Source organism: Shewanella sp. DAU305 (assembly GCF_026802235.1).
Classification (GTDB): domain Bacteria; phylum Pseudomonadota; class Gammaproteobacteria; order Enterobacterales; family Shewanellaceae; genus Shewanella; species Shewanella baltica.
The window spans coordinates 4,359,871-4,383,037 of record NZ_CP113808.1 but is presented as its reverse complement, the minus strand read 5'-3'; the positions used below and the strand labels follow the sequence as shown (position 1 = coordinate 4,383,037).

17 protein-coding genes are annotated in these 23,167 nt (G+C 46.4%); 8 read left to right on the top strand and 9 right to left on the bottom strand.

Annotated elements, in window-relative coordinates; translation table 11 throughout:
* The first annotated feature begins 176 nt into the window (after window positions 1-176).
* From katG to OX890_RS18600, 3 genes are all read left to right on the top strand, one after another.
* Window positions 177-2,342, top strand: coding sequence for a catalase/peroxidase HPI (gene katG / locus OX890_RS18610; protein WP_268649717.1), 2,166 nt, complete (start codon window positions 177-179; stop codon window positions 2,340-2,342).
* Between the two features lie 184 nt (window positions 2,343-2,526).
* Window positions 2,527-2,961 (top strand): PaaI family thioesterase, encoded by a 435-nt coding sequence (locus OX890_RS18605; RefSeq protein ID WP_268649716.1) that lies wholly within the window; start codon window positions 2,527-2,529, stop codon window positions 2,959-2,961.
* Window positions 2,962-3,422: 461 nt separating this feature from the next.
* The gene (locus tag OX890_RS18600) at window positions 3,423-5,111 is read left to right on the top strand and encodes a glucan biosynthesis protein (protein ID WP_006083981.1); all 1,689 of its coding nucleotides are present in this window, start codon (window positions 3,423-3,425) and stop codon (window positions 5,109-5,111) included.
* A gap of 96 nt (window positions 5,112-5,207) precedes the next feature.
* On the opposite strand, the gene OX890_RS18595 is transcribed toward OX890_RS18600, so the two are convergent.
* Complete coding sequence (locus tag OX890_RS18595; RefSeq protein WP_126492646.1) at window positions 5,208-5,924, bottom strand: type 1 glutamine amidotransferase; 717 nt, start codon at window positions 5,922-5,924, stop codon at window positions 5,208-5,210.
* A gap of 84 nt (window positions 5,925-6,008) precedes the next feature.
* Between OX890_RS18595 and OX890_RS18590 the strand changes: the two genes are divergently transcribed.
* From OX890_RS18590 to OX890_RS18580, 3 genes are all read left to right on the top strand, one after another.
* Entirely contained in the window at window positions 6,009-6,824 is an 816-nt protein-coding gene (locus tag OX890_RS18590) for an AraC family transcriptional regulator (protein WP_126492645.1), read from the top strand.
* A 248-nt stretch (window positions 6,825-7,072) separates the two neighbouring features.
* A complete protein-coding gene (locus tag OX890_RS18585) occupies window positions 7,073-8,542 on the top strand; it encodes an inorganic phosphate transporter (RefSeq protein WP_126493529.1) in 1,470 nt (489 codons plus the stop codon).
* Window positions 8,543-8,676: 134 nt separating this feature from the next.
* Entirely contained in the window at window positions 8,677-9,525 is an 849-nt protein-coding gene (locus OX890_RS18580) for an isocitrate lyase/PEP mutase family protein (RefSeq protein WP_126492644.1), read from the top strand.
* A gap of 414 nt (window positions 9,526-9,939) precedes the next feature.
* Here the strand turns inward: OX890_RS18580 and OX890_RS18575 are convergent, their stop codons facing one another.
* The gene (locus OX890_RS18575; RefSeq protein WP_268649715.1) at window positions 9,940-10,893 is read right to left on the bottom strand and encodes a DUF72 domain-containing protein; all 954 of its coding nucleotides are present in this window, start codon (window positions 10,891-10,893) and stop codon (window positions 9,940-9,942) included.
* 295 nt (window positions 10,894-11,188) lie between these two features.
* On the opposite strand from OX890_RS18575, the gene OX890_RS18570 reads away from it, so the two are divergent.
* Window positions 11,189-12,685 (top strand): GGDEF domain-containing protein, encoded by a 1,497-nt coding sequence (locus tag OX890_RS18570; protein ID WP_126492642.1) that lies wholly within the window; start codon window positions 11,189-11,191, stop codon window positions 12,683-12,685.
* Window positions 12,686-12,822: 137 nt separating this feature from the next.
* Here the strand turns inward: OX890_RS18570 and OX890_RS18565 are convergent, their stop codons facing one another.
* The 7 genes from OX890_RS18565 to OX890_RS18535 all read right to left on the bottom strand — a co-directional run bounded on the left by OX890_RS18565 (window position 12,823) and on the right by OX890_RS18535 (window position 21,953).
* Window positions 12,823-14,715 (bottom strand): methyl-accepting chemotaxis protein, encoded by a 1,893-nt coding sequence (locus OX890_RS18565; RefSeq protein WP_012197602.1) that lies wholly within the window; start codon window positions 14,713-14,715, stop codon window positions 12,823-12,825.
* A 489-nt stretch (window positions 14,716-15,204) separates the two neighbouring features.
* On the bottom strand, window positions 15,205-17,838 hold the full coding sequence (gene pepN, locus OX890_RS18560; RefSeq protein ID WP_126492641.1) for an aminopeptidase N: 2,634 nt from the start codon (window positions 17,836-17,838) through the stop codon (window positions 15,205-15,207).
* A gap of 254 nt (window positions 17,839-18,092) precedes the next feature.
* A complete protein-coding gene (lpoB, locus tag OX890_RS18555; protein ID WP_006080406.1) occupies window positions 18,093-18,686 on the bottom strand; it encodes a penicillin-binding protein activator LpoB in 594 nt (197 codons plus the stop codon).
* 69 nt (window positions 18,687-18,755) lie between these two features.
* Entirely contained in the window at window positions 18,756-20,159 is a 1,404-nt protein-coding gene (locus tag OX890_RS18550; RefSeq protein WP_126492640.1) for a COG3014 family protein, read from the bottom strand.
* Window positions 20,159-20,716 (bottom strand): peptide deformylase, encoded by a 558-nt coding sequence (gene def / locus OX890_RS18545; RefSeq protein WP_126492639.1) that lies wholly within the window; start codon window positions 20,714-20,716, stop codon window positions 20,159-20,161. The genes OX890_RS18550 and def overlap by 1 nt, the downstream gene beginning before the upstream one ends.
* A 64-nt stretch (window positions 20,717-20,780) precedes the next feature.
* A complete protein-coding gene (locus OX890_RS18540) occupies window positions 20,781-20,993 on the bottom strand; it encodes a SlyX family protein (protein ID WP_006080410.1) in 213 nt (70 codons plus the stop codon).
* Between the two features lie 9 nt (window positions 20,994-21,002).
* Window positions 21,003-21,953 carry a WD40 repeat domain-containing protein gene (locus OX890_RS18535; RefSeq protein ID WP_012197598.1) on the bottom strand — a complete coding sequence of 317 codons (951 nt, stop codon included), beginning with the start codon at window positions 21,951-21,953 and terminating at the stop codon, window positions 21,003-21,005.
* Window positions 21,954-22,107: 154 nt separating this feature from the next.
* On the opposite strand from OX890_RS18535, the gene fkpA reads away from it, so the two are divergent.
* Window positions 22,108-22,881, top strand: a complete 774-nt coding sequence (gene fkpA, locus OX890_RS18530; protein ID WP_006080412.1) for an FKBP-type peptidyl-prolyl cis-trans isomerase — start codon at window positions 22,108-22,110, stop codon at window positions 22,879-22,881.
* Window positions 22,882-23,167: the final 286 nt, after the last annotated feature.

The following is a 23,167-nucleotide window of genomic DNA, read 5'->3' as shown; positions in this document are numbered from 1 at the left end:
TGGGATGATTCATCGCGTTTCATCTAGAGGTAAGGTAAGGTCGTTAGACTGGTTTTTGTTTCTCTATTGAAACGATTAGTCGGTGATAGAGAACGTTATGCAGTACAAACATGCAGCAAAAGTCATTTAGTTTTTATTTACTTGAATATTTTTTGCGAACAGAAGGAGAGCACGTTATGTCTGAGAACAAATGTCCTATGCATCATTCTGCTGGTGGCACCACGAATCGAGATTGGTGGCCTAAACAGCTGCGGCTCGATATTCTGCACCAGCACTCTTCCTTGTCGAATCCTATGGGTGATGACTTCAATTATGCTGAAGCCTTTAAATCCCTCGATTTGGCCGCGGTAAAGCAAGACCTCCTCGCATTAATGACTGATTCACAGGACTGGTGGCCAGCGGACTTTGGCCACTATGGACCACTATTTATTCGTATGGCTTGGCACAGCGCTGGCACCTATCGCACTGGTGATGGACGCGGCGGAGCGGGCAGCGGTAATCAACGTTTCGCGCCGTTAAATAGCTGGCCTGACAACGTCAGCCTCGATAAAGCCCGCAGGCTTATCTGGCCAATAAAGCAAAAATATGGCAATAAAATCTCCTGGGCCGATTTGATAATCCTCACGGGCAATGTCGCGCTGGAATCTATGGGATTCAAAACCTTAGGTTTTGCCGGTGGGCGGGTGGATATTTGGGAACCCGAAGCCGATATCTACTGGGGAGCCGAAGATAAGTGGTTAGACGATAAGCGTTATTCTGGTGAACGGGATCTTGAAGATCCCCTCGCTGCAGTGCAAATGGGGCTGATTTACGTCAACCCAGAAGGACCCAATGGCGATCCCGATCCCTTCGCTGCCGCCGTTGATATTCGCGAAACCTTTGCCCGTATGGCGATGAATGATGAAGAAACCGTGGCGCTGATTGCCGGTGGCCATACTTTCGGTAAAACCCATGGGGCTGGTGATGCTGCGTTAGTAGGGCCAGAGCCTGAAGCCGCCAGTATTGAGCAGCAAGGGCTAGGCTGGAAGAGTAGCTACAAAAGCGGTAAAGGTGGCGATGCTATTTCCAGCGGTCTTGAAGTGACTTGGACCTCAACTCCCACCCAGTGGAGTAATAATTTCTTTGAAAATCTATTCGGTTATGAATGGGAACTGACTAAGAGCCCAGCGGGCGCCCATCAGTGGATACCTAAAAATGGCGCGGGTAAAGGGGTGATTCCCGATGCGCACGACGCCTCAAAACGCCATGTGCCGGCCATGTTAACCACTGACCTTGCACTGATCTTCGACCCTGATTACGAGAAAATATCGCGTCGACTCTTTGAAAATCCCGATGAGTTTGCTGAGATCTTTGCAAAGGCTTGGTACAAGCTGACGCACAGGGATATGGGGCCATGCACACGCTATTTGGGTCCTGAAGTGCCAGCAGAAGCGTTTCTTTGGCAAGATCCCATCCCAGCGGTTGATCATCCCTTGGTTGATGAGCAGGATGTAACGGATCTTAAACTTAAGATTATTGGCTCTGGATTAACAATTTCAGAAGTAGTATCAACCGCTTGGGCCTCTGCTTCGACCTATCGCGGGTCTGATATGCGCGGTGGTGCGAACGGGGCCCGAATTCGCCTCGCGCCGCAAAAAGATTGGCCAGTGAACCAGCCTGAGCAACTTGCTAAGGTGCTGAAAGTACTTGAGAGTATTCAGTCTGAGTTCAACAAAGGCGGTAAAAAAATCTCCCTTGCTGATTTGATTGTGCTGGCAGGTTGTGTCGGTATTGACCAAGCGGCCAGAAATGCGGGGGTTGAAGTGACTATTCCATTTACGCCGGGTCGTATGGATGCCACACAAGCGCAAACGGATGTGGAATCTTTTGCGGTACTGGAACCGGTCGCCGATGGCTTTAGAAATTATCATCCCACTCAATTTTCGGTATCTGCGGAGGAGTTATTGGTCGATAGGGCACAATTACTGACTTTAACTGCACCGGAAATGACGGTACTCATCGGTGGGTTGCGGGTGTTAGATACTAACGCTGATCAATCTAAGACGGGTGTATTTACTGCGCGTCCTGAGTTTTTGACCAACGACTTTTTCGTTAACTTGCTGGATATGGGCACGACGTGGAAACCCACCTCAAAAGAGGAAGATAGGTTTGAGGGCGTGGATCGCGTTAGCGGCCAGCCAAAATGGACGGCGTCGCGGGTGGATTTGATCTTTGGTTCTAACTCTCAGCTGCGTGCGCTTGCTGAAGTGTACGCGAGCAGCGATGCGCAGCTGCGATTTATCGATGACTTTATCGCGGCTTGGACTAAGGTGATGAACTTAGACAGGTTTGATCTCCGCTGAGCCTAGCTTTAACTGATATTGTTAGTCTTATTTTAGTGGTTAATGGATCCGATTTAAGCCTTGTCGTGTTGAAGGTTGGCTTAGCGCTTAAGTGGATTGTCAGTCAAATGATCGCCTAATCCTCTGTGGTTACGCGGTCATTTTTATTAATCTGTAATGGTGTTTATCAATTTAAGGTAGGAATATGAACATTCAGCAAATGTCGGGTTTAGCTATTTTACAGGCAATGGCAAAGGGCGAACTGCCCGCACCTTCGATCACCCAGACTATGCCTATGTCCTTGGTTCAAGCCGAAGAAGGTTCAGTGCTATTTCATGCGACAGCTGATGATAAGCATTTGAATCCGCTGGGCGGCGTTCATGGTGGTTTCGCTGCCACTGTACTGGATTCTGTTACAGGTTGCGCCGTGCATACATTGCTTGAAGCGGGTATGGGTTACGGCACTATCGATTTGAATATTAAAATGATTCGACCTGTACCTAAGCATCAAGTGTTAGTGGCCGAGGGCAGAGTGATTAATCTGTCTAAGTCCTTAGGGATTTCGGAAGGCACGCTAAAAACGCAGGATGGAAAATTACTGGCTACCGCCACGGCGACTTGCATGATTTTAAGGACGTAAACCGATTCAATGCGCTCATGCAATGGTATCTGTGCTGCACTTTGCCTTGGATTTTCCATCGCGTGCTGCGGCGATACGGCCTCTTCGAGTTTAAGCCATGGATTGATGAGTTAACTCATGCCGAATCTGAGCGCTATTATCGCACTAACATCAGCAATCAAATATCGCGTTAGCACCAGCAATCAAATCGACAATTGCCTTGTTAGCTGTAAGGATTTATATAGATGTTAATTCAGTAAATAACGGAATTTTTTCATCATATTTTCATAAATAGGCTTCAAGATTGAAAATAGCTAGCATGCGATATTCCATTCGACAGAAAGTATGTTAGATTCTGGCGAATTGTTGCTGATCGCTGTATTGTTACCTCTGTCATCAACAGTTCTCCACAGGGCCATCACTGCAATTTGGTTAGATTTGCAGGGAAGTGTCAGGAAGTTACACCAATTCAGAGTCTGCTTATGCAACCCAATTTATTTCCCGAACAAAGAAACGTTTACCAACAATCGATGGTGACAGTACCTTCGATTGAAGCCCAATCCTCCTCTCGTCGCGGCCGTTTGCAGCGCATGGTTGGCAGCGTATTGTTAACCTGTAGCGTATTGCTGAGTCTTTCGGCGTGTGCGGCGGGTAAGCAGGCGTCACCACAAGAAGGTGAAGAGTTCAGTTACGCTTGGCTTAAGGGCTATGCCCGTACTATGGCTGCACAACCCTATGAAAGCCATAAAGGCGAATTGCCTAAAAGTCTTCAGGGCATGAGCTGGGATGATTACCAACAATTCCACTTTAAGAAGAAAGCCGCACTGTGGCGCGATCAGGACTCGGAGTTTCGTGCCGAGCTGTTCCACCTAGGGCTGTATTTCGACACGCCAATTCACATCTATGAGTTGAATGAAGGCAAGGCTAAGTTAATCGACTATTCGCCTTCTATGTTCGATTACGGCAAGTCAAAGGTGAAAGGCAGTCAGTTGCCTAAGGATCTTGGCTTTGCGGGTTTCCGTATGCAGTTCAATACCGATTGGGAACGTGACGTTGTCGCTTTCCTTGGCGCCAGTTATTTCCGCGCTGTGGGTCATGAGATGCAATACGGCCTGTCGGCTCGTGGTTTAGCGGTGGATACTGCGCTGCCAAAACCTGAAGAGTTTCCAATGTTCACCGACTTCTGGTTAGAAAAACCTAAACCAGGATCGAACATCACGACTGTGTATGCCTTGTTAGACTCTCCGAGTGTGACAGGTGCTTACCGTTTCGATATCGAGCCGGGTGAGCGTTTAAAAATGAAGGTGGATGTGGCTGTTTATCCACGTAAAGCGATTGAACGTTTAGGCGTAGCGCCACTGACCAGTATGTTTATGGTGGGTGAGAACGATCGCCGCACCGGTTACGACTGGCGTCCAGAAATCCATGATACCGATGGCTTAGCCATGCACACGGGTAATGGTGAATGGATTTGGCGTCCACTAGGTAACCCAGAAAACCTGCGATTTAACGCCTATAGCGATGAAAATCCAAAAGGTTTTGGTTTACTGCAACGTGATCGTAACTTCGATCACTATCAGGACGATGGCGTGTTTTATGATAAACGCCCAAGCCTGTGGATTGAACCAACCAGTAGTTGGGGCAAAGGTTCGGTGCAGTTAGTTGAAATCCCAACACTGGATGAAACCTTCGATAACATAGTCGCATTTTGGAATCCTGCTGAGCCGATTGTTCCGGGTCAAGAGCTGCTGTATAGCTACAACATGTATTGGGGCGGCATTCCACCGGTTCAATCACCCCGTGCTCGCGTTGTTGATACCTTCACCGGGATTGGCGGCGTAGTTGGCCAGAAACGCAAATACTACAGTAAGCGTTTTGTGGTGGATTTCGCGGGCGGCACTTTGCCTATGATAGGCAAAGACACCCAAGTAAAAGCCGTGATCACTGCATCTGAAGGCAAAGTCGAAATTGAATCTGCCCGTCCTCTAGCGTCGATTAATGGTTACCGCGCTATGTTTGACGTAGTGCCACCCGGAGACGGTACTGAGCCGATTAACCTGAGAGTCTATTTAGAAGTTGATGGCCAGCCATTGTCTGAAACTTGGATGTATCAGTGGAATCCGCCTGCTAAGGATGATCGTGAATTGCACAATGCGGGTCATCTGCAATAAGCGATTAGTGAGTCATTAATCTAAAACGCCAGCTAACTTAGCTGGCGTTTTTGTTTTGGCTGAGCCCGCTAAATCCTGCATCTTCAGTTTTTGGATTTATACGGCTTGATAGGCTAAGACTAGATTATCTAAAAAATGCCCCAGCAACTGATTCATTCGAGTCGTTGATTGTCTCAAGATGAACTCTGGGCTTTGAATATATGGCATTTTTTGTGTACTGGAAAAAGCATGTTCTTGGGCTATTAATGGCGTTAATTGGCTACTGATAAATTCAAGATGGCATTGAAATCCAAAAACTAAATGTGTGTAACGTACAATTTGCCGCGGACAAGCTTCACTTGTGGCGAGCACTTCGCAATCGGGAGTGAGGCCCGGCATGTCGTTATGCCAGTGGCCGACCACTTCAGTTGTCGAAAATGTCTTAAGGCTAATATCACCTCTTCCTGCTGCAGTCAGTTCAATGGGGAAGTAACCAATCTCGGCATGTGGACTCTTTTGATAAGGGGCACCTAATGCCTCGCCGATTAACTGTGCCCCAAGACAAACCCCCACAACGGCTTTATTTGTCTGGATAGCTTGCCTGATAAGTCTTTGTTCTGCTTGGCTATCAAAATATGGACAATCACTTTGGCATGTCGCGGGAGACTGGGGGCCACCGAGGATAATTAACAGATCAAAACCATCACTATTTTCGGGTAAAGCTTCACCTAGATAGACTCTGCTAAAGCTCATTTTGTAGTTTTTACTTGCGGCCCAATCGCTAAAATAGCCTGGACCTTCATAGCTTTCATGGATAATGCAATGAATCTGCATTGAGTTTTCCTGTGTCATTTATGGGATAACGCTATGCTACAATCCTTTTTATTTGGCTGAATAACGTTATATGGACAAGTAATAATGCTAAGTCGCCAACTCGATTCGATTAACGCCATTATTGAGCAAGCGCCTAATATGCCTTCTTTTGTAAAAACGATTGAGATGCAGAAGGGTTATGTGGATGTTTTACACCAGCACTGTTGGCATCAGCTTATTTTTCCACTTCAAGGCCTGTTACAGACAGAGGCAGATGGCGCACTGTTTTTAGTTCCCCATACCACAGCGCTTTTTGTGCCTGCAGGGGTGATACATGAGTCTGTTGCGATTACTGATACCTGCTTTATTGGCGTCTATCTGAATCCTATGTGTGGTCGAGATTATGGTGCCATGATTAAACCCGTCGCTATGAGTGCTTTTCTAAGGGAGTTAGTGTTAACACTCAGAAAACAATGTGCTTTTAATACCCCAATAAATGTTGAGCCAATGGTTCAGGCGCCAATACTGCGTTTGCTTGAGGTGCTATACGATCAAATTAATAGTGCGGGAGGACAGACTTTTAAGTTACTGATACCCCAAGATAGGCGCTTAAAATTGATTTTTGAGCATTTAACCCAAACGCCAGCTTTAGATTTCTCTTTAGTGAAATGGGGAGAGAGGGTTGGGGCATCGGAACGAACATTGTCGAGGCTATTTGTGAGGGAGTTTGGTTCTTCATTCGTATTATGGCGTCAACATTTGCGGCTGATCTATTCGCTGTCGTTATTGGCTACTGACCTATCAATACAAAATGTGGCCCACCAAATCGGTTATCAAAATGATTCATCCTATATCAAAGCTTTCAAGGAGCGTTTTGGGATGACGCCACAGCGATTTCGGTTAGGCGATCATGGGATATAACCCTGTTACGATTTATGGCGTTTAACACTATTTTTAGTTTGATTATTTAACATTTAATCAATGCTTTACACCTTTTAGCAGCACAGATATTCATTTGGCCGAATAAAATCAAGCCAGTGTTAATTGCAAGCATGCTACTGAGTTATTGAGGACTAATTCACTTTTTGACAATCTAAATAATTTTTCACTGTAAAAGAGGCCAAACTTGGGCGTAATCTGTGGGCGTTCTCGCCATGGGTCAGTATTTTATGTTTGAAATGTTCACAACGTTAGGCTTTGCTTGGTCTGTGGGTTTAGTGCTTGCGATACTGTTTGTATTGGCATATGAATTCATTAATGGCTTCCACGATACGGCCAATGCGGTGGCTACGGTTATCTATACCAAGGCTATGCCAGCCAATCTTGCAGTTGTTACTTCTGCGCTCTTTAACTTTGCGGGTGTGCTACTAGGTGGCTTAGGTGTGGCCTATGCGATAGTGCATTTGTTGCCCGTAGATTCCTTGCTCGGCATGGATTCGACCCAAGGTTTGTTGATGGTCTTTTCCCTGCTGTTTTCGGCAATTATCTGGAACTTAGGCACTTGGTATTTTGGTATACCGGCATCGAGTTCCCATACCTTGATTGGCTCGATAATGGGCGTAGGCGGCGCGTTCGCTTGGATGAATCATCAGCCTATCTTGCAGGGTATTAATGTCTCTAAAGCCTCGCAGATCATGTTGTCCTTAATCATTTCGCCGACCTTAGGCTTTGTGATGGCGGGGATTTTTCTACTCATCATGAAATACGTCTGGCAGAAACATAAAATTCACCGCACTCCCGATGAGCAGATGCAGATTAATGGCAAAAAACACCCGCCATTTTGGGCAAGGGCGAGTTTAATTGTCTCTGCTATGGGGGTGAGTTTTGCCCATGGTTCGAACGATGGCCAGAAGGGTATAGGTCTAGTGATGCTAGTGCTGATTTGTATGGCTCCGGCGTATTTTGCCTTGGACATGGGCAGTCAACCCTATGATTTGGAACGAACTCAAGATGCCAATCGGCGCATTATGGCGATTTACGATCGTAACCAAGCCGTGATCGCGGATGTGATCGACTTTAGCGCTTCAGCAAACGTCCCCGAATATATGCTGGCGCATTGCTCATCTGAAAATGTATTACCTGCGATGTCGCTACTTGACCGCCGCTTGGCAAAAGTCTCGACTTACAAAGACATGGATGTACAAGAGCGGCGCGAGGTGCGACGATTACTCCTGTGTATCGATGATACTGCTCGCCAAGTGGCGAAGTTAGAGCTCCCCGCGAAAGATCTAACCTCATTGGCTAAATGGCGCAAGGATCTCACCCGCACCACTGAATATGCGCCTCTTTGGGTGATTATTGCCATTGCGACTGCGCTGGGTTGCGGCACGTTAGTGGGCTGGCGACGGATTGTGTATACCGTGGGGGAGAAAATTGGTTCATCGAGTATGACCTACAGCCAAGGCATTGCCGCACAGGTCACCGCTGCCGTATCGATTGGGATTGCCAGTATGACGGGCATGCCTGTGTCGACGACTCATATTTTATCTTCCGCCGTTGCGGGCACTATGGTGGCTAATCGTTCGGGGCTACAGATCCAAACAATTAAGCAAATCATGCTCGCTTGGCTGCTGACGCTTCCTATTACTATGTTGCTCTCTGCGTGCGTGTTTATCCTTGCCAATGCACTTTGGGGTTAGCCAAGAATACCCAAGTTGAATACTCACATAGCCAAGCCTTGAGCGCTTGGCTTTTAGGTTCAGTGCCGTTTTCCGCGATAATGACCTAAGCCATCTTGTTAGAGTTGAGTTTTCAACACCAACAAGGACATAAGATGGCTGAGCAATTGAGAATACTTTTCAAAGCACTACACCAACAATCAGAGCCGCTGATATTAACCAATGTTTGGGATGCCGCCAGTGCGGCCATCATCCAAGCATCGGGCGCTCGTGCGATTGCGACCAGTAGCGCGGCATTGGCTTGGTCGCTCGGTTATCCCGATGGCCAAGCGCTACCTAAAGCGGCCTTATTGGACGCAGTGAACAATATCCTACGGCTGAGCCGAGTGCCAGTGACGATAGATATTGAATCTGGTTATAGCCAAGATCCCGATGAGGTTGCTGCTTTTGTTGCACAGCTCGCTGAGCTTGGCGTAGCAGGGATTAATATTGAGGATGGCAGTGCAGGTGTTGCTGAGATGGTGGCAAAAATTAAAGCTATTCGCGCCCATCCTCGTTGCCAAGGATTATTTATTAATGCGCGAACCGATGTGTATTTACTGGGCTTAGCCAGTGGTGATGCCGCTGTCGCTATGACAATCGATAGGTTAACTCAATATCAGGCTGCGGGCGCGGATGGCGGCTTTATCCCTGGCGCGACCAAGGTCGAGACCGCTAAGCGCTTGTCTGCCGCTGTGGATATGCCACTGAATTTTATGCTATTGAATGAGCAGATGGATATCGACGAGTTATTTGCAGCGGGTGTGCAGCGTTTTTCCACCGGTCCGGTTTCATTTTTACAAGCCTATGACACTTTGCTTAATCCAATTTTGTTAAATTCAATTAAGGCAAAGCCGTTTCAGCAACAGCCAAAAGATGCGGTTATTGCCGCTGATAATGGCTCAATACCTAAAGTCATTGCCCTTGATTTTGAACAAATGAATAACTTATTTATCACGAGTTAAAGCTGTTTTTAATCTATACCCAAGCTACCTGAAGATGCGAGTTTCAGAGCGCCCAGGGTGCTTCAATTCAAGGCGCATTAATGACAGAATGTCGGCCACCTTTTGAATTGATGCAACACGGAAGTGGAGTGCCCTAAGCGCTCCGTCCCGGCGGCTGATGTTAACCACGGGGTAACGCACTTTATGCCGTGTTGGCTATTTTTAACTTAGTCCACTAGGTCTACAAATAACCGCAATCGCCATGGATGGCGTGAATGCCATTAATGCAGGAGCAATTAATGGCCTTACTTAAAGTGCGTTACCATTCAGTTAACATCAGCCCGCTGAATCCTGCATCTTCAGGTTGTTTGGGTATATACCCACGGCGAGCTTGCCGTGGATTTCTACTTAAGTCCGTTTTACCTCGCGCCCGTTTTACCAAGCAAGTCCCATCTGCGTACTTGTCTCCTCAGGTATCTTCTCAAGTAGGCTTAACTCGGCGAGTTGAATGTGCGCTGCAATTTGGCTGCGCAATGTTTGATAGAGACGGATGGCCAGTTCAGGCGCGGTTTCATTATCGGGAGTATGAATAAACAGATAGGGCTCTCGACCTTCTGCGAGCCACAGCGGGAGCTGTGCGAGCCAATTATCAAAAAAGGCATCGTTATTCTTAGGCAAAGCGCTAACACCTTGCTGCGCGAGTTGTGCTACGGCATCGTCTGGTTGGCCGATAAAGCGCACCACAGGATTATTGGCGGTGGCAATCGCATGCACTGGCACCCGCGGCTTTTTCTTATGGGCGTCGATAATGGCGGCGTTGCTGGGCGGCAGGGCAAACAAGGGCCTGCTATCCATGATGATGCGATTCACTTTTTTATCGATAAGTAATCGATTGAGTGCGCGCTCGGCGTCTCCCTTAGCAAAAAACGCTGCATGCCTGACTTCAACGCCATAGGTTAATCCTTGGGGGACTTGATTGAGAAATTGTGCTAACACAGGTAAGTTTTCTGGGCCGAAATGGGCGGGAAGTTGAATTTTCCAGATCCCCGTTTTATCTATTAATGGCGCCATTACTTGGAAAAAATCCTTCAACTCTTGGCCGCAGTGTTGCAATAGTCTTTGGTGAGTAATGGTTTGCGGCAGCTTGAAGGTAAAGCGAAAATCATCGGGCGTGGCACTGTGCCAGTTCATCACGGTTTGCAGTGCAGGCGTCGCGTAGAAGCTGGTATTACCTTCGACAGTGTTGAATATTGTGGCGTAACGGGCGAGTCGCTCCGCTTGTTTAATCCCATGGCCATAAACACTCTCTTGCCAATTCGAGTGTGACCACATGGCTAGGCCAAGGCGAAAATGGCTGGGTTTATCTAACCCAGAACGCAACTCATCCAAAAATAAATTCCTTAAATTTTATTCACATTTGCCAATGTAACCCTAGCCTTATGTAGGCTAGGGGTTGGGGGCATTGTGCCGATACTAATAGTCTAGAGTCAAATCGAGCCGCTGATGGCTTGAGGTATTGTATTTGATTTTGTTGTGCATTTAATCCTGTAAAAGCCGGACTTAACTTGGCCAACTCTGGAATGACATTGAAAATTAACCTACTCTAATAGTGCGTTATTACTATTTTTATGCTTATGATCGAGTTTAAGACTTAGCCAAAGACAGACGTTTATTGGAGAACTGCGTGAATAATGATGGCTACACTTCCCTAAGCAATTTTATCGACCTTCTCTTGGATGCTATTTGCGTCGTCGATAAAGCGGGGCGGTTTGAATTTGTCAGTGCCGGGGCAGAACGCATTTTTGGCTATACCCCAGAAGAAATGATTGGCATGCAGATGCTCGATCTTGTTATTCCTGAGGATAGAGAGCGCACACTCGCAACCGCCAATGAGATTATGACTGGCCGCTATAAGGTCGATTTCGAAAACCGTTATGTGCGTAAAGATGGCGTCATTGTCGATATTTTGTGGTCCGCACGCTGGTCCGATGCTTACCAACAACGCGTCGCGGTCGCCAGAGATATCTCTAAGAGTAAAAACGCCGAACGCAGACAAGCTGCACTGTATGAGATTTCTGAAGCTGTGCATGTCGCTGAGGACTTGCTAGCCCTATATCGCCGCATCCATGAAATCATTGCAAAATTGCTGCCCGCGGCAAACTTTGCCATCGCATTGTACGATCAAGATTTAAATGAACTCAGTTTCCCTTACAAAGCCGCTGCGGGTGATAATTCACTGGTCGATATTGCAAGTTTCAGCTTGTTTACCGAACAAGTGATCCACAGTGCAGAATCTTTACTCCTGTGTCCTGTGACCTTATCTGAGTATCCTCAAGCGATTCGCGAAGAGCTGGGTAATGGCAATTTAAGTTGGCTGGGTGTGCCGCTAAAGCTGCAAAAAGGTGTTATCGGTGCCTTGATGATGCATAGCTTGCCCACTTCGGCTTCTTATACGCACCAAGACCGTGAGCTATTGGAGTTTGTTTCTACGCAAATTGCCTTTGCGATTGAACGCCGACAAATGCTTGCGCGATTAGAGCATATTGCGCTGTATGATCAGCTAACCCTGTTGCCCAATCGCGAGCTTTTTTACGACAGGTTTCAAAAGGCGCTATCCCGAGCCCATAGGGAATCAAGTTATTTCTCTTTACTTTATTTAGATTTAGATAAGTTTAAGTGGGTAAACGATACCTTTGGTCATAGTGTGGGCGATTTATTGCTGCAAGTGACAGCACAACGTATTGTCAGCTGTGTAAGGGGCTCAGATACCGTAGCGCGTTTTGGGGGCGACGAGTTTGTCATCTTACTCGAGCGCGTTGATTCGGCACAAAATACCCTGTTGGCAGCGCAAAAAATATTACAAGTCCTCAATCAACCCTTTGAGCTTACCGATCAGCAAATCCATATTCTGCCAAGTATCGGTATTGCCCTGTATCCGGAGCACGGCACGGACGAAAAACAGTTACTTTCCTGTGCGGATGCGGCCATGTATAAGGCCAAGAAGAATGGGGGCAATCGCATTGAAATGGGCTATCAAGGGCTGAGAAACCTGCATGCAGATCCTTTGACTGCGGCTCCTGAGTTAAAGAGCGCTGAGTTAAAAGACACTGAGTTAGAAGACCGTGAATTAAAAGACACTGAGTTAAATAACCTTGAAAACAAGGTGACTAAGATAGTGTGAGTTCGATTGAGACGTTCAAGCGCAAGAGTTTGAATTACTGGAATGTGTAAAGAAATGCCCGCGAATGTCAGTGACATTCGCGGGCATTATTGTATGTAGCGGTTTTACGGTATCAGGGTATAGAGTCCGTGATGACTCTACAGTTTGAAGCGATTCACTTCTTGCTGTAATGACGCGGCTAAGTGGGCGAGTTCCTGCGCTTGCACCATAGAGGTTTGCGCCTCAATCGACAGATTCTCCGACACTTCACGAATCGACTCCGTATTGCGGTTGATTTCGCTGGTGACTGAGGTTTGCTCCTCAGCTGCCGTAGCAATTTGGCTCGCCATATCTGAAATATCATTAATGGCTTTACTGATCAGCAACAAACTTTCGCTGGCGGAATTGGCGTCGGCCACACTCGTTTCTGCCATTTCATGACTCTGAGTCATAGATTTAACAGCTTTGCCGGCGGTTTGTTGGAGGGTTTCGATCATCGCTTGAATTTCTTGGGTCGATGAATGGGTGCGTTGTGACAGCACTCGAACTTCATCGGCAACCACAGCAAAACCGCGGCCCTGTTCACCCGCACGCGCGGCTTCAATGGCCGCGTTGAGTGCGAGTAAGTTGGTTTGTTCGGCGATGCCACTGATTGTTAACAGAATACTGTTAATCTTCTGTGAGTGTTCATTCAGTTCACCGATAATTCGGCCGGCAGTTTCAACTTCACTGGCTAAATTACGGATAGATTGCTGACTCTGGGCGACTTGTTTGTGGCCATGATTCGAAAGCCCGACTGCATTTTGCGCCGTTTGTGCTGTGTGCTCGGCGTTGCTGGCAATCTCTTCGGTGGCACTGGCCATTTCGGTGACAGCCGTGGCGACCATAGTCACTTCATCTTGTTGGACTTCAATGCGTTGGCTGTTGTCTGTGGCCGAAGCGCTGCTGCCTTGGGCTTGATGCTCCAATTGACCTGCAATCTTGTGCATACGGGAAATCATGCCATGGAGACGTTCCACAAAGCGGTTAAAGCCCGATGCCAACATACCAATTTCATCGTGACTGTTGGCAGTATGAATGCGCACAGTCAGGTCGCCATCACCTTCGGCGATATCATTGAGTGCTTGGGCAACGCGTTCGAGATCTTTGAATTGGATTTTGAAAATCGCGATTAAAATCAAGCCAAATAGCACTAATAGGGCGACACCTACGGCCGACATCCACCAGGCAAGATCGGTTGCCTGTGACATGATTTCTTGTTTATCCATCACGAAAATCAGCGCCCAGTCTGTCGAGGGAATTGCCGCCACATAAACTAACTTAGTAGCGCCATCGAGGGTGCGTTCTTCCATGGTATTGGCATTGGTGCGCTGTGATAACCAGCTATTACTAAAATCACTATCAATTTTCGTGAGTTGTTGGGTATTGAGCTGGCTATTGGGATGACTGATGATGAGTCCTGCATTATCGACCATCAAGGTATAACCTTCGCCCGGCACTTCGAGGCGCTGCACCGCATCGGTCAATTGATCTATGGTTAAGTTCGCTGCTGCCACGCCTATCAGCTGGCCCGAACTTATTACAGGTTCGGCAATGGTCACTACTTGTTTTTTCAGTGTGGCGCTGACGTAGGGCGCTGTCATGATCATTTTACCGGCAGCTTTAGCGTCCATATACCAAGGGCGAACGCGGGGATCGTAATTCGCGGTATTCAGAGACGGATCTTGACGATACATGTTGCCTTGCTCGTCGCCATAATAGGTGAGGGCAAAGTCAACCGCAGTATGCGCTTGCAATAAATGAGGGGTAACGTTTGTACTCGGATCGGCTTCAATGGCTTGTTTTAGGCTGGTAATGGCCATTTTTCTGTCTTGCATCCACTGACCAATTCCGGATGAAAAGGTATTCGCCAGTTGGTCAATTTCATGTTGAGTGTTTTCTAACGCATTATTTCTAATGAAATAACTAGAGATACTTACGAGTACAGCAATAGTGATCAGTACAGCGGAAAGACTGCTGAACAGCAGCCGTGTTTTGAGTGTCGATCGCATAATCTATTCCTTTATATTCCGTTAGCTCTCTAACGTTGTTTTAGTATAGCGGCAGCAAGGGGAAAAACATTAAACCATTAGTGAATTATAGTAATAAATTTAGACGTGACGCCCATAATTTAGAATTTTTATAATCGCATGATTTTTATGTTAATAACGATTGAGTGAGCCATTATTTATTAATGGTTACTCGATAAAACTGAGAAGATTGAATCGAGGTGGATGAATAATATTCTATAAATGAAAAGTATCATTCTTTATCGTCTGTAGACCGTTAAAATAAACTCGTTTTCGCTCACGATATAATTAAATATGTTACCGTTTCACGAGTTCGATTAATTGATTATTCAGAATGCCAACTTGTTTATTTGAAGGTTAAGTTTCTGTGGGGAGTCTTGTTGTTCTGCTTCGTGTTTAGGCTTCATTTATTACGGCACATAAAAAAGGAGCTTCTAGAAGCTCCTTGTTAATTCTAAAATGGCCTTAATCTCATTGGGTCATTTTATTTTTGATCAGCACGCAGCGCTGTTCAATTTGACGGGTTTCTAATAGATTGCGGCGGGTGAGATTCGATAATCCAGTTTGGCTATCAAGCACTTTATCCAATGCCGCTATGCTAGTGTAGTTACAATTAGTAGGAATCAAGTTGTGAGCATAGTTACGCATAAACACAGGACCTTTTTTATCCATATCCCTCAAGCTCGCCAAACGTTCTTCCGCTGTAGCCGCGCTCAATAGTCTCTGCTCCGCAGGATAAAGATTTTCCATAATGATCCGTTGCTTGGAGAAAGGCAGGCTGTCTTGATGAACCTTGCTTAACCAGCGACGTTTGGCCGCCGCTTCTGGGCGGATCACTTGCGCCGCAAGCGCAGCTTTTTCGCCTGAGTCCGAATTATCCTTGGCCGCTTCTTTGGTTAAACGTTGCTGCGCGTTAGGGAAATCATAGCGATTGAGCTGGGTGATAATCGCCCAGCGTAAATCTTGATCTAAGGTTAACCCCTTAATTTTTGTTTCACCGTCAACGAGTTGCGCTAAATGGCGCAATGAATCCCTGTCGCTGGCTAAACTGACATACGCATCGAACCAAATACGTTGGAAGTCATTATCGCCTTTGCTTTCCATCGCTTTTCTAAGGCTCATCTGGCTTAAGCCTTTGATTGCATTCTCAGCGTAGTTTTGCTGAATAGGTGCGATTTGTGCGAGATACTGCTTCGAGCGCAACATGCTATCGATGATCTGACCAACAATCGTGTAGTCCGTCTCAGCAGGCGCGTTAACAAATACTGTGCTTAGGTATTGATCTAAGCTCAATTTACCTTCACGAACGCTGTCCCACAGACTTTGCCACAGCATAGAGCGCAGCAGTGGATCTGACACATTACTCAACTGCTGTTTTGCGGTGTTAAAGGATTTGTCATCTAGCTCGACTTTCACAAAGCCCCAATCATCAAAGTTTGGATAGACTAAGTCAGGACAGCGCTCACCAATCAGTTGTTTGACTTCGGTACGCTCACCCTTGTAAGTGACTGGCACAGTGACGTCATGACGCAAATCGAAGCGGCCTTGGGTAAAGAGTGCCACTTGGACTTTTTGTTCACGTAATGTTGGCAGATCAGCGCTTGCTGGGAGCTGAAGCAGGCTAAAGTCGCTGATACGGTTACCTTCACAGCGATATTCCGCCTTGATGGTGTTAACGCCCGCGCTGTAGAGCCATTCTTGAGTCCATGCGCTTAAATCACGACCAGCGGCTTTGCCTAGGCTATTGATAAAATCATCTAACTCGGCATTTTGATAACTATATTGTTTTAAATAATTGCTGACTCCACGGCGAAACACCATGTCGCCCAGCAAGTGGCGCAGTTGTTTCAGTGTCGATGCGCCTTTTTGATAAGTGATCGCATCGATATTGTCGAAGGCGTTTTGGGTTGTTGCCACTGGCACTTCAATCGGATGCGTAGTGACTAAGCTGTCCTGCTCATAAGCTCTTTGTTTGCCTTTAGCGTAAAAAGTGCGCCAAGCATTGGTGAATTCGGTTGCTTCCTGAGTCGCAAGGGTGCCCATAAAGGAGGCAAAGCTTTCATTGAGCCACAGGCCATTCCACCATTTCATGGTCACGAGATCGCCAAACCATTGATGCGCCATTTCATGCATGATCACGCCGGCTAGGCTTTGTTTTTGATCTGCCGTCATGGCTGCTTTATAAAGGAAATGATCCTCGGCAAAGGTCACAGCACCCGCGTTTTCCATGGCGCCATAGAGGAAATCAGGCACCAGAATTTGATCATATTTCTTAAAGGGATATGGAATGCCAAAGTAGTTATCGAAGAAGGTTAACCCTTGTTTGGTATAGTTAAACCAATCCTGCGGTGTGACTTGATTAGCCACAGATTCACGGGCGAACAGGCGCATCGGATAGCGGCCCGAGTTGTCCTGCCACATGTGGTAAGGGCCCGCATGCATAGAAAAGTTATACGGACTGAGTTTTGGCGTATCAGGGAAGGTCCAACGATTGTATGCGCCTGCTGGAGTGATTTGGCTTTCACGCATAGTGCTAATCACTTGCCAATCTTTGGGCGCTGTGACCGTAATCTGATAGTTGGCTTTGATATCCGGTTGGTCGAATACGGCAAACATTTGCTGCGCGGCGGCGGGTTCAAAATGCGAATAGAGGTAGACCTTGCCATCGACCGGATCTTTAAAACGGTGCAGGCCTTCGCCATTAGTGCTGTGAGGGCGAGTAAACTGCACTTCAACCGTGTTTTCACCCGAGGTCAGCAGACGCGTATTTAAGCTAATGTAAGCGCCATTATAGTTTGGATATACAGCGGTGCCGTTGATGATAAAGCGTTTTATCTGTGCCTTGTTTAAATCTAAGCTCAGTTGTTTTGGTATTTCACTTAATTGAAAGGTCACTTTGGAGGTGGCGGAAAACTCGGCTTCCCCTGTGAGCTGAAAATCCAATTCATAGCGAACATCAGAAATGATCTGCGAGCGCAGCGCGGCCTGATACTGGCTAATGTAAGCACTGGCGTCACGTGGACCCGTATTAAGAGTGCTTTGGGTGGCACACGACATCAATGCGCCGCAGGCAAGGGCAACAAAACTGGCTTTAAACAAGTTCACAACTGAATCCTTCAACAATTTGTTTTGTTTTCTGCTTGGATATTTGCTTTCAATATCGGGAGTTTGGGGTTGCCTGAGTGGCAAATTATCCCCCGCGCCAACGCCGATTTGAAGCAGCATCATTGCAGTGTATTTTGGCCGAGTACACTACCTTATTTACCTTGGATAACCAATGTTAAAAATGTAAAAAAAAGCCAGCGTTTAAGCTGGCTTCTTGGGATCTATGTTTGGCGACAGTGAGCGCCAATAGACAATTACATGCCTAAGAAAGACTTAGACTTCATCTTACGGATTTCTTTTTCATCAGACCATTCGATCAGGCCTGTTTCTAAATCCATTAAACGCATTGTCATCTTGTAGTACACGTCTTTAGTGCTACCGTCTTGCTTAACTATGCTAGATAAATTGCCGTATAACATGTATTGCGCGCCGATTTGACGACCAAACTTGATGGCGGTTGATGGATCAACCATGCCAGTGTTGTTTTGGTAATCCAATTGCTTACGGACTGAATCTACTTTAGTCATGTCGATAAAACGGAACTTGCCTGAGCGCAATAGTTTGTTGCTGATAGAGTCAGTAACAGACTCAGTATCAATGTGCTCTGAGGTTTTGTTCTTGATGCTGTCGACAAATAAAATCGGACGGCTATTGGCTGTCATGGCCACGATAGGAGGGAAAGTCATCATGCTATCCACCATCTTGGCTGCAATAGCTTGTAGATCCGTTGAGCCAAAATTCTCATTGACGGTTTCAACTTCGGTGGCATCGCCATATTCGACTTTAGATTGACATGCAGCCAGACCCATAACGGCAGCCAGCACAAAAATCAGTTTAAATTGTTTCATAGTCAGTTCCATTTTGTGATTGTATAAACTTAATGACACACGTCTTATTCAAATACCACAACCGCTAGGCTAAATGATTATTGAATAAATTCGGGTGTAATTACCAGTATCAATTGCCCAGACTAAGGTGGTTTTGCCTGCTGCAACGTCAATTCTTGCCGGTGGCGCTTTATCTAACTGCAAAGTGTATTCACCCGCACTCAAATAACGCCGCCCGATCTGTGCTTGTTTAGGCAGCGTCAGCCAACTACGGCGATCCGCTTGCTCTGTTACTACGTTAAAAATCTGCATCGCTATGCTGCCAATATCGGCGGCATTGTTTCCGGGGCTGCCACTCTTTCCAACCTGATAGGCCATCTCAGATTTGGCATAAACCCTTGCGACTTGGCGAACCAAGGTTGCGGGCAGATCTTCCTTGAGTGCTGTGATGGCTAAGGCATCGATATTGGCAATAGGTTCAGTTTTCAGCACTGTACCTAAACCTTGCACTTGCGTCTCTGGCACAAAAGTATTGTTTGGCATGTAAGTGGCTAGCGACACGGTTTGCCAATTGCCATGGATAGTAAAAGGCACGGTAAGGGCTTGCTTGGCGGGCACAAAGCCACGCTCGACCATCAAAATCACTTGGCCATCTTTGGGATTAGGTAATTTAGCATCGCCCCAACGACGTTTAAACTCATCATATTGCGGCATGCCGAGTTGCTTGGCGAGACGCACCAGATCTTGCTGTAAATAGGTGTTGTCTGGGGTGATTTGCGCCGCTTTACGATAATCGATATAGGCATCGTTCGGCTCACCCAGCACTTCATGTAATACGCCAGTGGTGTAATAGCTGTAAGCGTTTAAGAAAGAACTCGTTACAGTGCCTGCGGCTTGACCTAGTTTGTTGACCTCGGCATCGATAGTCCCGTTTGCCATGGCTTGCACCGACTTTTGCGATTTTTGATAGCGCTCTTGCTCGCTGCTTTGTAACTCGTTACTGCGACGAACTTCGACTAAAGCGCCTTGGTAATCGCCACTAAACAAATAGTTTAGCGCTTGGTATTGGTGCAGCATGATGCGTTCATACCCAGGCCCTCGGTACGGAATCGCATTGTCGTTTAACACTAAGCTGCTGGCTGTGGCACTAATATCACTGACGCTGACTTTGGCCTTATCATCAAAGGCGGTGTAAGCATCGACCGCTTGTTGGTAGTACTTTTTACTAGCCGCAAAATCGCCGGCGACTTGAGCAATACGGCCCGCTTCTTGAGCATAGAGTAGGCCATCGTTGCCATTGATATTACTGGCAAGTTTGTCGATATCGGCCAAGGGTGTTGCACTATTCAACTCTTGTTTGAGCGGTTCAATCTGTGAAGGGTAATTAATAAAAATACTGTTGTAGGCGCAGCCCGATAAACTTAACACCAACCCCATTACCAAAGCGGGTGCAATAAAAGCGCGAGATAAAGGTGTAACCAAAGACAGTTTCATTATTGCGCTTCACCTTGTTCGATGGACTTGGCTGAAATCGACTGAGCCTCTTCAGGCATACGTGAACGCTCGAGTAAGGTGATCCCTTGCAGGTGATCAAATTCGTGTTGAAAAATCCGCGCAATAAAGCCTGTTAATTCGGCCTGTTGCCACTCGCCTTGTAAATTCTGGTAGCGCACTTCAATGGCTTGATGTCTTAGTATGTTAAATCTTTGGCCGGGAACGGACAGGCAACCTTCTTCGCCGCCGACTAAGTCACTCGATGCATGAATGATTTGCGGATTAACCACGACTACAGGCGCCATATTGGGTGCGTCTGGATAACGCTCATTTGGGCGAGAAGCCATAATAAATAAGGCTAAGGGACTGTGAACCTGTGGCGCCGCGATGCCAACGCCTTTGGCGGCTTCCATGCTGGCAGACATTTGCTCTGCAAGGTGCGCGAGCTCGGCATCGAAATGATGCACTGCAATTGCAGTCTGCCCTAGAATAGCTTCACCCACTAACGCTATGGGTAATAAAGGCGGGGTTTGTTTTGGCATCAAATGTTTAAACATCGCATTCCCTGGATATTTTGCGGTAACCGTCTTTGAATCAAAGTCTTATTTTAAAGCGTCAGTATTAGTAATGTGGCGGCGGCGTTTCTTCAGCCTGAGTCGCCATATTACTCGGTTCCATGTCCTGCAACTTACCAATTAACATGTGAATTTGGTGCTGCTGGTGAGCCACAAGTCGATTTAATTTGATCACTTCTTGGTTTAACTCTTCGACTGTGAGCTCTTGAAAAGCCAATTTGGTTTCTAGATCTTCAATTTGTGCTTGTACGCCTTGCATGACTAACCTCTATTGCTGCCAAGTCTCAACTAAGCCTTGGCTACTGATACTAACGACTTTATTGGTATCTCGAATTGCCACAGAGTATACAACGGCTCCTCGATTTTGGCTGTTTTTAGTGAGTGCAACCTGCCATTTTTCGATTTCTTTACCCGAGTCGCGTTGCCACAATATGACTTCCCGCGCCGGCGTTCCCGTTAATATCTGGCTGTCTTGTTTGATAAACCTCACCGCAGAAAAGTTCATCTGACGACGGGTAATATCTAACTGATTTAACAGTTTACCGCTAGTGTTATCCCAGATTTTGGCTTCATTTGTGCTGCCATTGGTAAAACTTAGTGTGCCACTGTCGTTAAGCGCCACTTTAGTGATACGGCTGCTTAAGGTCCAGCTATGAAGCGGTTGACCCGTTTGCGCCTGCCAAAGAATCGCCTGCATATCATTCGACCCCGTCAATGCTAAACGGCCATCCGCGGAGAGGGCCACGCTATTGACGCGATCTTTATGTCCCAGAAATTTGATTAAGGCACTTTGGGCGGCATTGAGCGACATAACGGAACCATCATTTAAACCAATGAGTAGCGCGCCATTATCAGCTACCGCCACGCTTTCACCGGATGAAGGCAAAGACCACCATCCTAGGGATTTACCGTCGGCTATTCTCCACATGGCAACTGAATCTCGGCTTAACGACGCTGCAAATAGTCCGTTGGGCGAAATTGCCGTACCTGTGACGCCAGTATTGATATCGCCATGTATCCATTGGTATTTAAGTGTATGGGTGCTGAGATCCCAGCATTGGACTCCACTACTTTGGGTGGCGACTAAGGCGAATTGTCCATTGCTCGATAGACTCGCGCTATAGCTAGGTTCCGTGGTGAGAACGCTAATGTCTTCCGCTTTAGGATGGCAAGCTGTCAGAAAAATTGTGCAAATTACCAGCAGTAGATTTTTCTTCATGAACTTGCTCCCTAAGTTGCTGTCTTTAGACTTGATCAAGTGACATTAATCACTGTTAACCCATAAAGAATCTAGTTGGTATAACCGAGATAACTAGTATAAAGTTGTCTCGCTTAGGTTATTGTAACCGCTTGAGGATGCTGAGGAAGCTTTAATGAAATCGATTTATAAATTATCGTTAGTTGCATTGGCTGTTATTGGCCTATCTGCTTGTAATCAAGAAGAAAAAGCAGCTGCTGCGAGTACAAGTGTTGAATTAACGACAGAAGCTCAAAAAGAAGCTTATAGTGTAGGCGCTTCAATCGGTCGTTACATGTCTGGCCATATCAAAGAGCAAGAAGAATTAGGCCTACCAGTTGATCGCACTCTGATCGTCACTGGTTTCACTAATGGTCTGAATGACCAATTAAAATTAACCGAAGAAGAAATGCAAACCATTCTTCAAGGTCTAGATAAAAAGTTAAACGATAAACGTCAGGAACAAGCTACTGCGATTTCTGCTAAGAACATCGAAGACGGTAAAAAATTCCTTGAAGAAAATAAGGCTAAGTCTGGCGTAGTGACAACTGAGTCTGGCTTACAATACGAAGTATTAACACCAGGTACTGGCGAAAAACCTGCCGCAGAAGACACTGTAGAAGTGGATTATGTTGGTACTTTAATCGACGGTACTGAGTTCGACAGTTCATACAAACGTGGTCAAACGGCTAAGTTCCCACTGAACCGCGTGATCCCAGGTTGGACCGAAGGCGTTCAATTAATGCCTGTTGGCGCTAAGTACAAGTTTGTTATTCCTGCAAACTTAGCCTACGGCGAGCGTGACACTGGTACTATTCCACCAAATTCCACACTGGTTTTTGAAGTTGAATTGAAATCAGTTGAGAAAGCGTCTGCAACGCCAGCCGCTGAACCAGCAGCTAAAAAGTAATGAATTAACTGCCGCGTTTAATACTCAGTAAGTGGAATACCGCTCCTAAATGGGCGGTATTTTTTTGTCTGTAAAAATCACATTATTGTTTTAATGCTTAATTTATTGCCATGCTATACAAGGTTTGCAGTCTTTAGTCATGTTTAGTTTTGTATAGCAACCATCAATATCTATCGGATATGCCAATGGATGAGATTAATCATTAAATCCAGTCCGTTTTAGCGTTGGATTTATTTCAAAATGATGAAGACTAAATTACGTTTTAATGATATCGGTCATCTGTTAA

Excerpts from the sequence above, each read along its gene's own strand:
- katG (WP_268649717.1), top strand. The coding sequence starts at position 177 with ATGTCTGAGAACAAATGTCCTATGCATCATTCTGCTGGTGGCACCACG.
- OX890_RS18605 (WP_268649716.1), top strand. The coding sequence starts at position 2,527 with ATGAACATTCAGCAAATGTCGGGTTTAGCTATTTTACAGGCAATGGCA.
- OX890_RS18600 (WP_006083981.1), top strand. The coding sequence starts at position 3,423 with ATGCAACCCAATTTATTTCCCGAACAAAGAAACGTTTACCAACAATCG.
- OX890_RS18595 (WP_126492646.1), bottom strand. The coding sequence starts at position 5,924 with ATGCAGATTCATTGCATTATCCATGAAAGCTATGAAGGTCCAGGCTAT.
- OX890_RS18590 (WP_126492645.1), top strand. The coding sequence starts at position 6,009 with ATGCTAAGTCGCCAACTCGATTCGATTAACGCCATTATTGAGCAAGCG.
- OX890_RS18585 (WP_126493529.1), top strand. The coding sequence starts at position 7,073 with ATGTTTGAAATGTTCACAACGTTAGGCTTTGCTTGGTCTGTGGGTTTA.
- OX890_RS18580 (WP_126492644.1), top strand. The coding sequence starts at position 8,677 with ATGGCTGAGCAATTGAGAATACTTTTCAAAGCACTACACCAACAATCA.
- OX890_RS18565 (WP_012197602.1), bottom strand. The coding sequence starts at position 14,715 with ATGCGATCGACACTCAAAACACGGCTGCTGTTCAGCAGTCTTTCCGCT.
- lpoB (WP_006080406.1), bottom strand. The coding sequence starts at position 18,686 with ATGAAACAATTTAAACTGATTTTTGTGCTGGCTGCCGTTATGGGTCTG.
- OX890_RS18550 (WP_126492640.1), bottom strand. The coding sequence starts at position 20,159 with ATGAAACTGTCTTTGGTTACACCTTTATCTCGCGCTTTTATTGCACCC.
- def (WP_126492639.1), bottom strand. The coding sequence starts at position 20,716 with ATGTTTAAACATTTGATGCCAAAACAAACCCCGCCTTTATTACCCATA.
- OX890_RS18540 (WP_006080410.1), bottom strand. The coding sequence starts at position 20,993 with ATGCAAGGCGTACAAGCACAAATTGAAGATCTAGAAACCAAATTGGCT.
- OX890_RS18535 (WP_012197598.1), bottom strand. The coding sequence starts at position 21,953 with ATGAAGAAAAATCTACTGCTGGTAATTTGCACAATTTTTCTGACAGCT.
- fkpA (WP_006080412.1), top strand. The coding sequence starts at position 22,108 with ATGAAATCGATTTATAAATTATCGTTAGTTGCATTGGCTGTTATTGGC.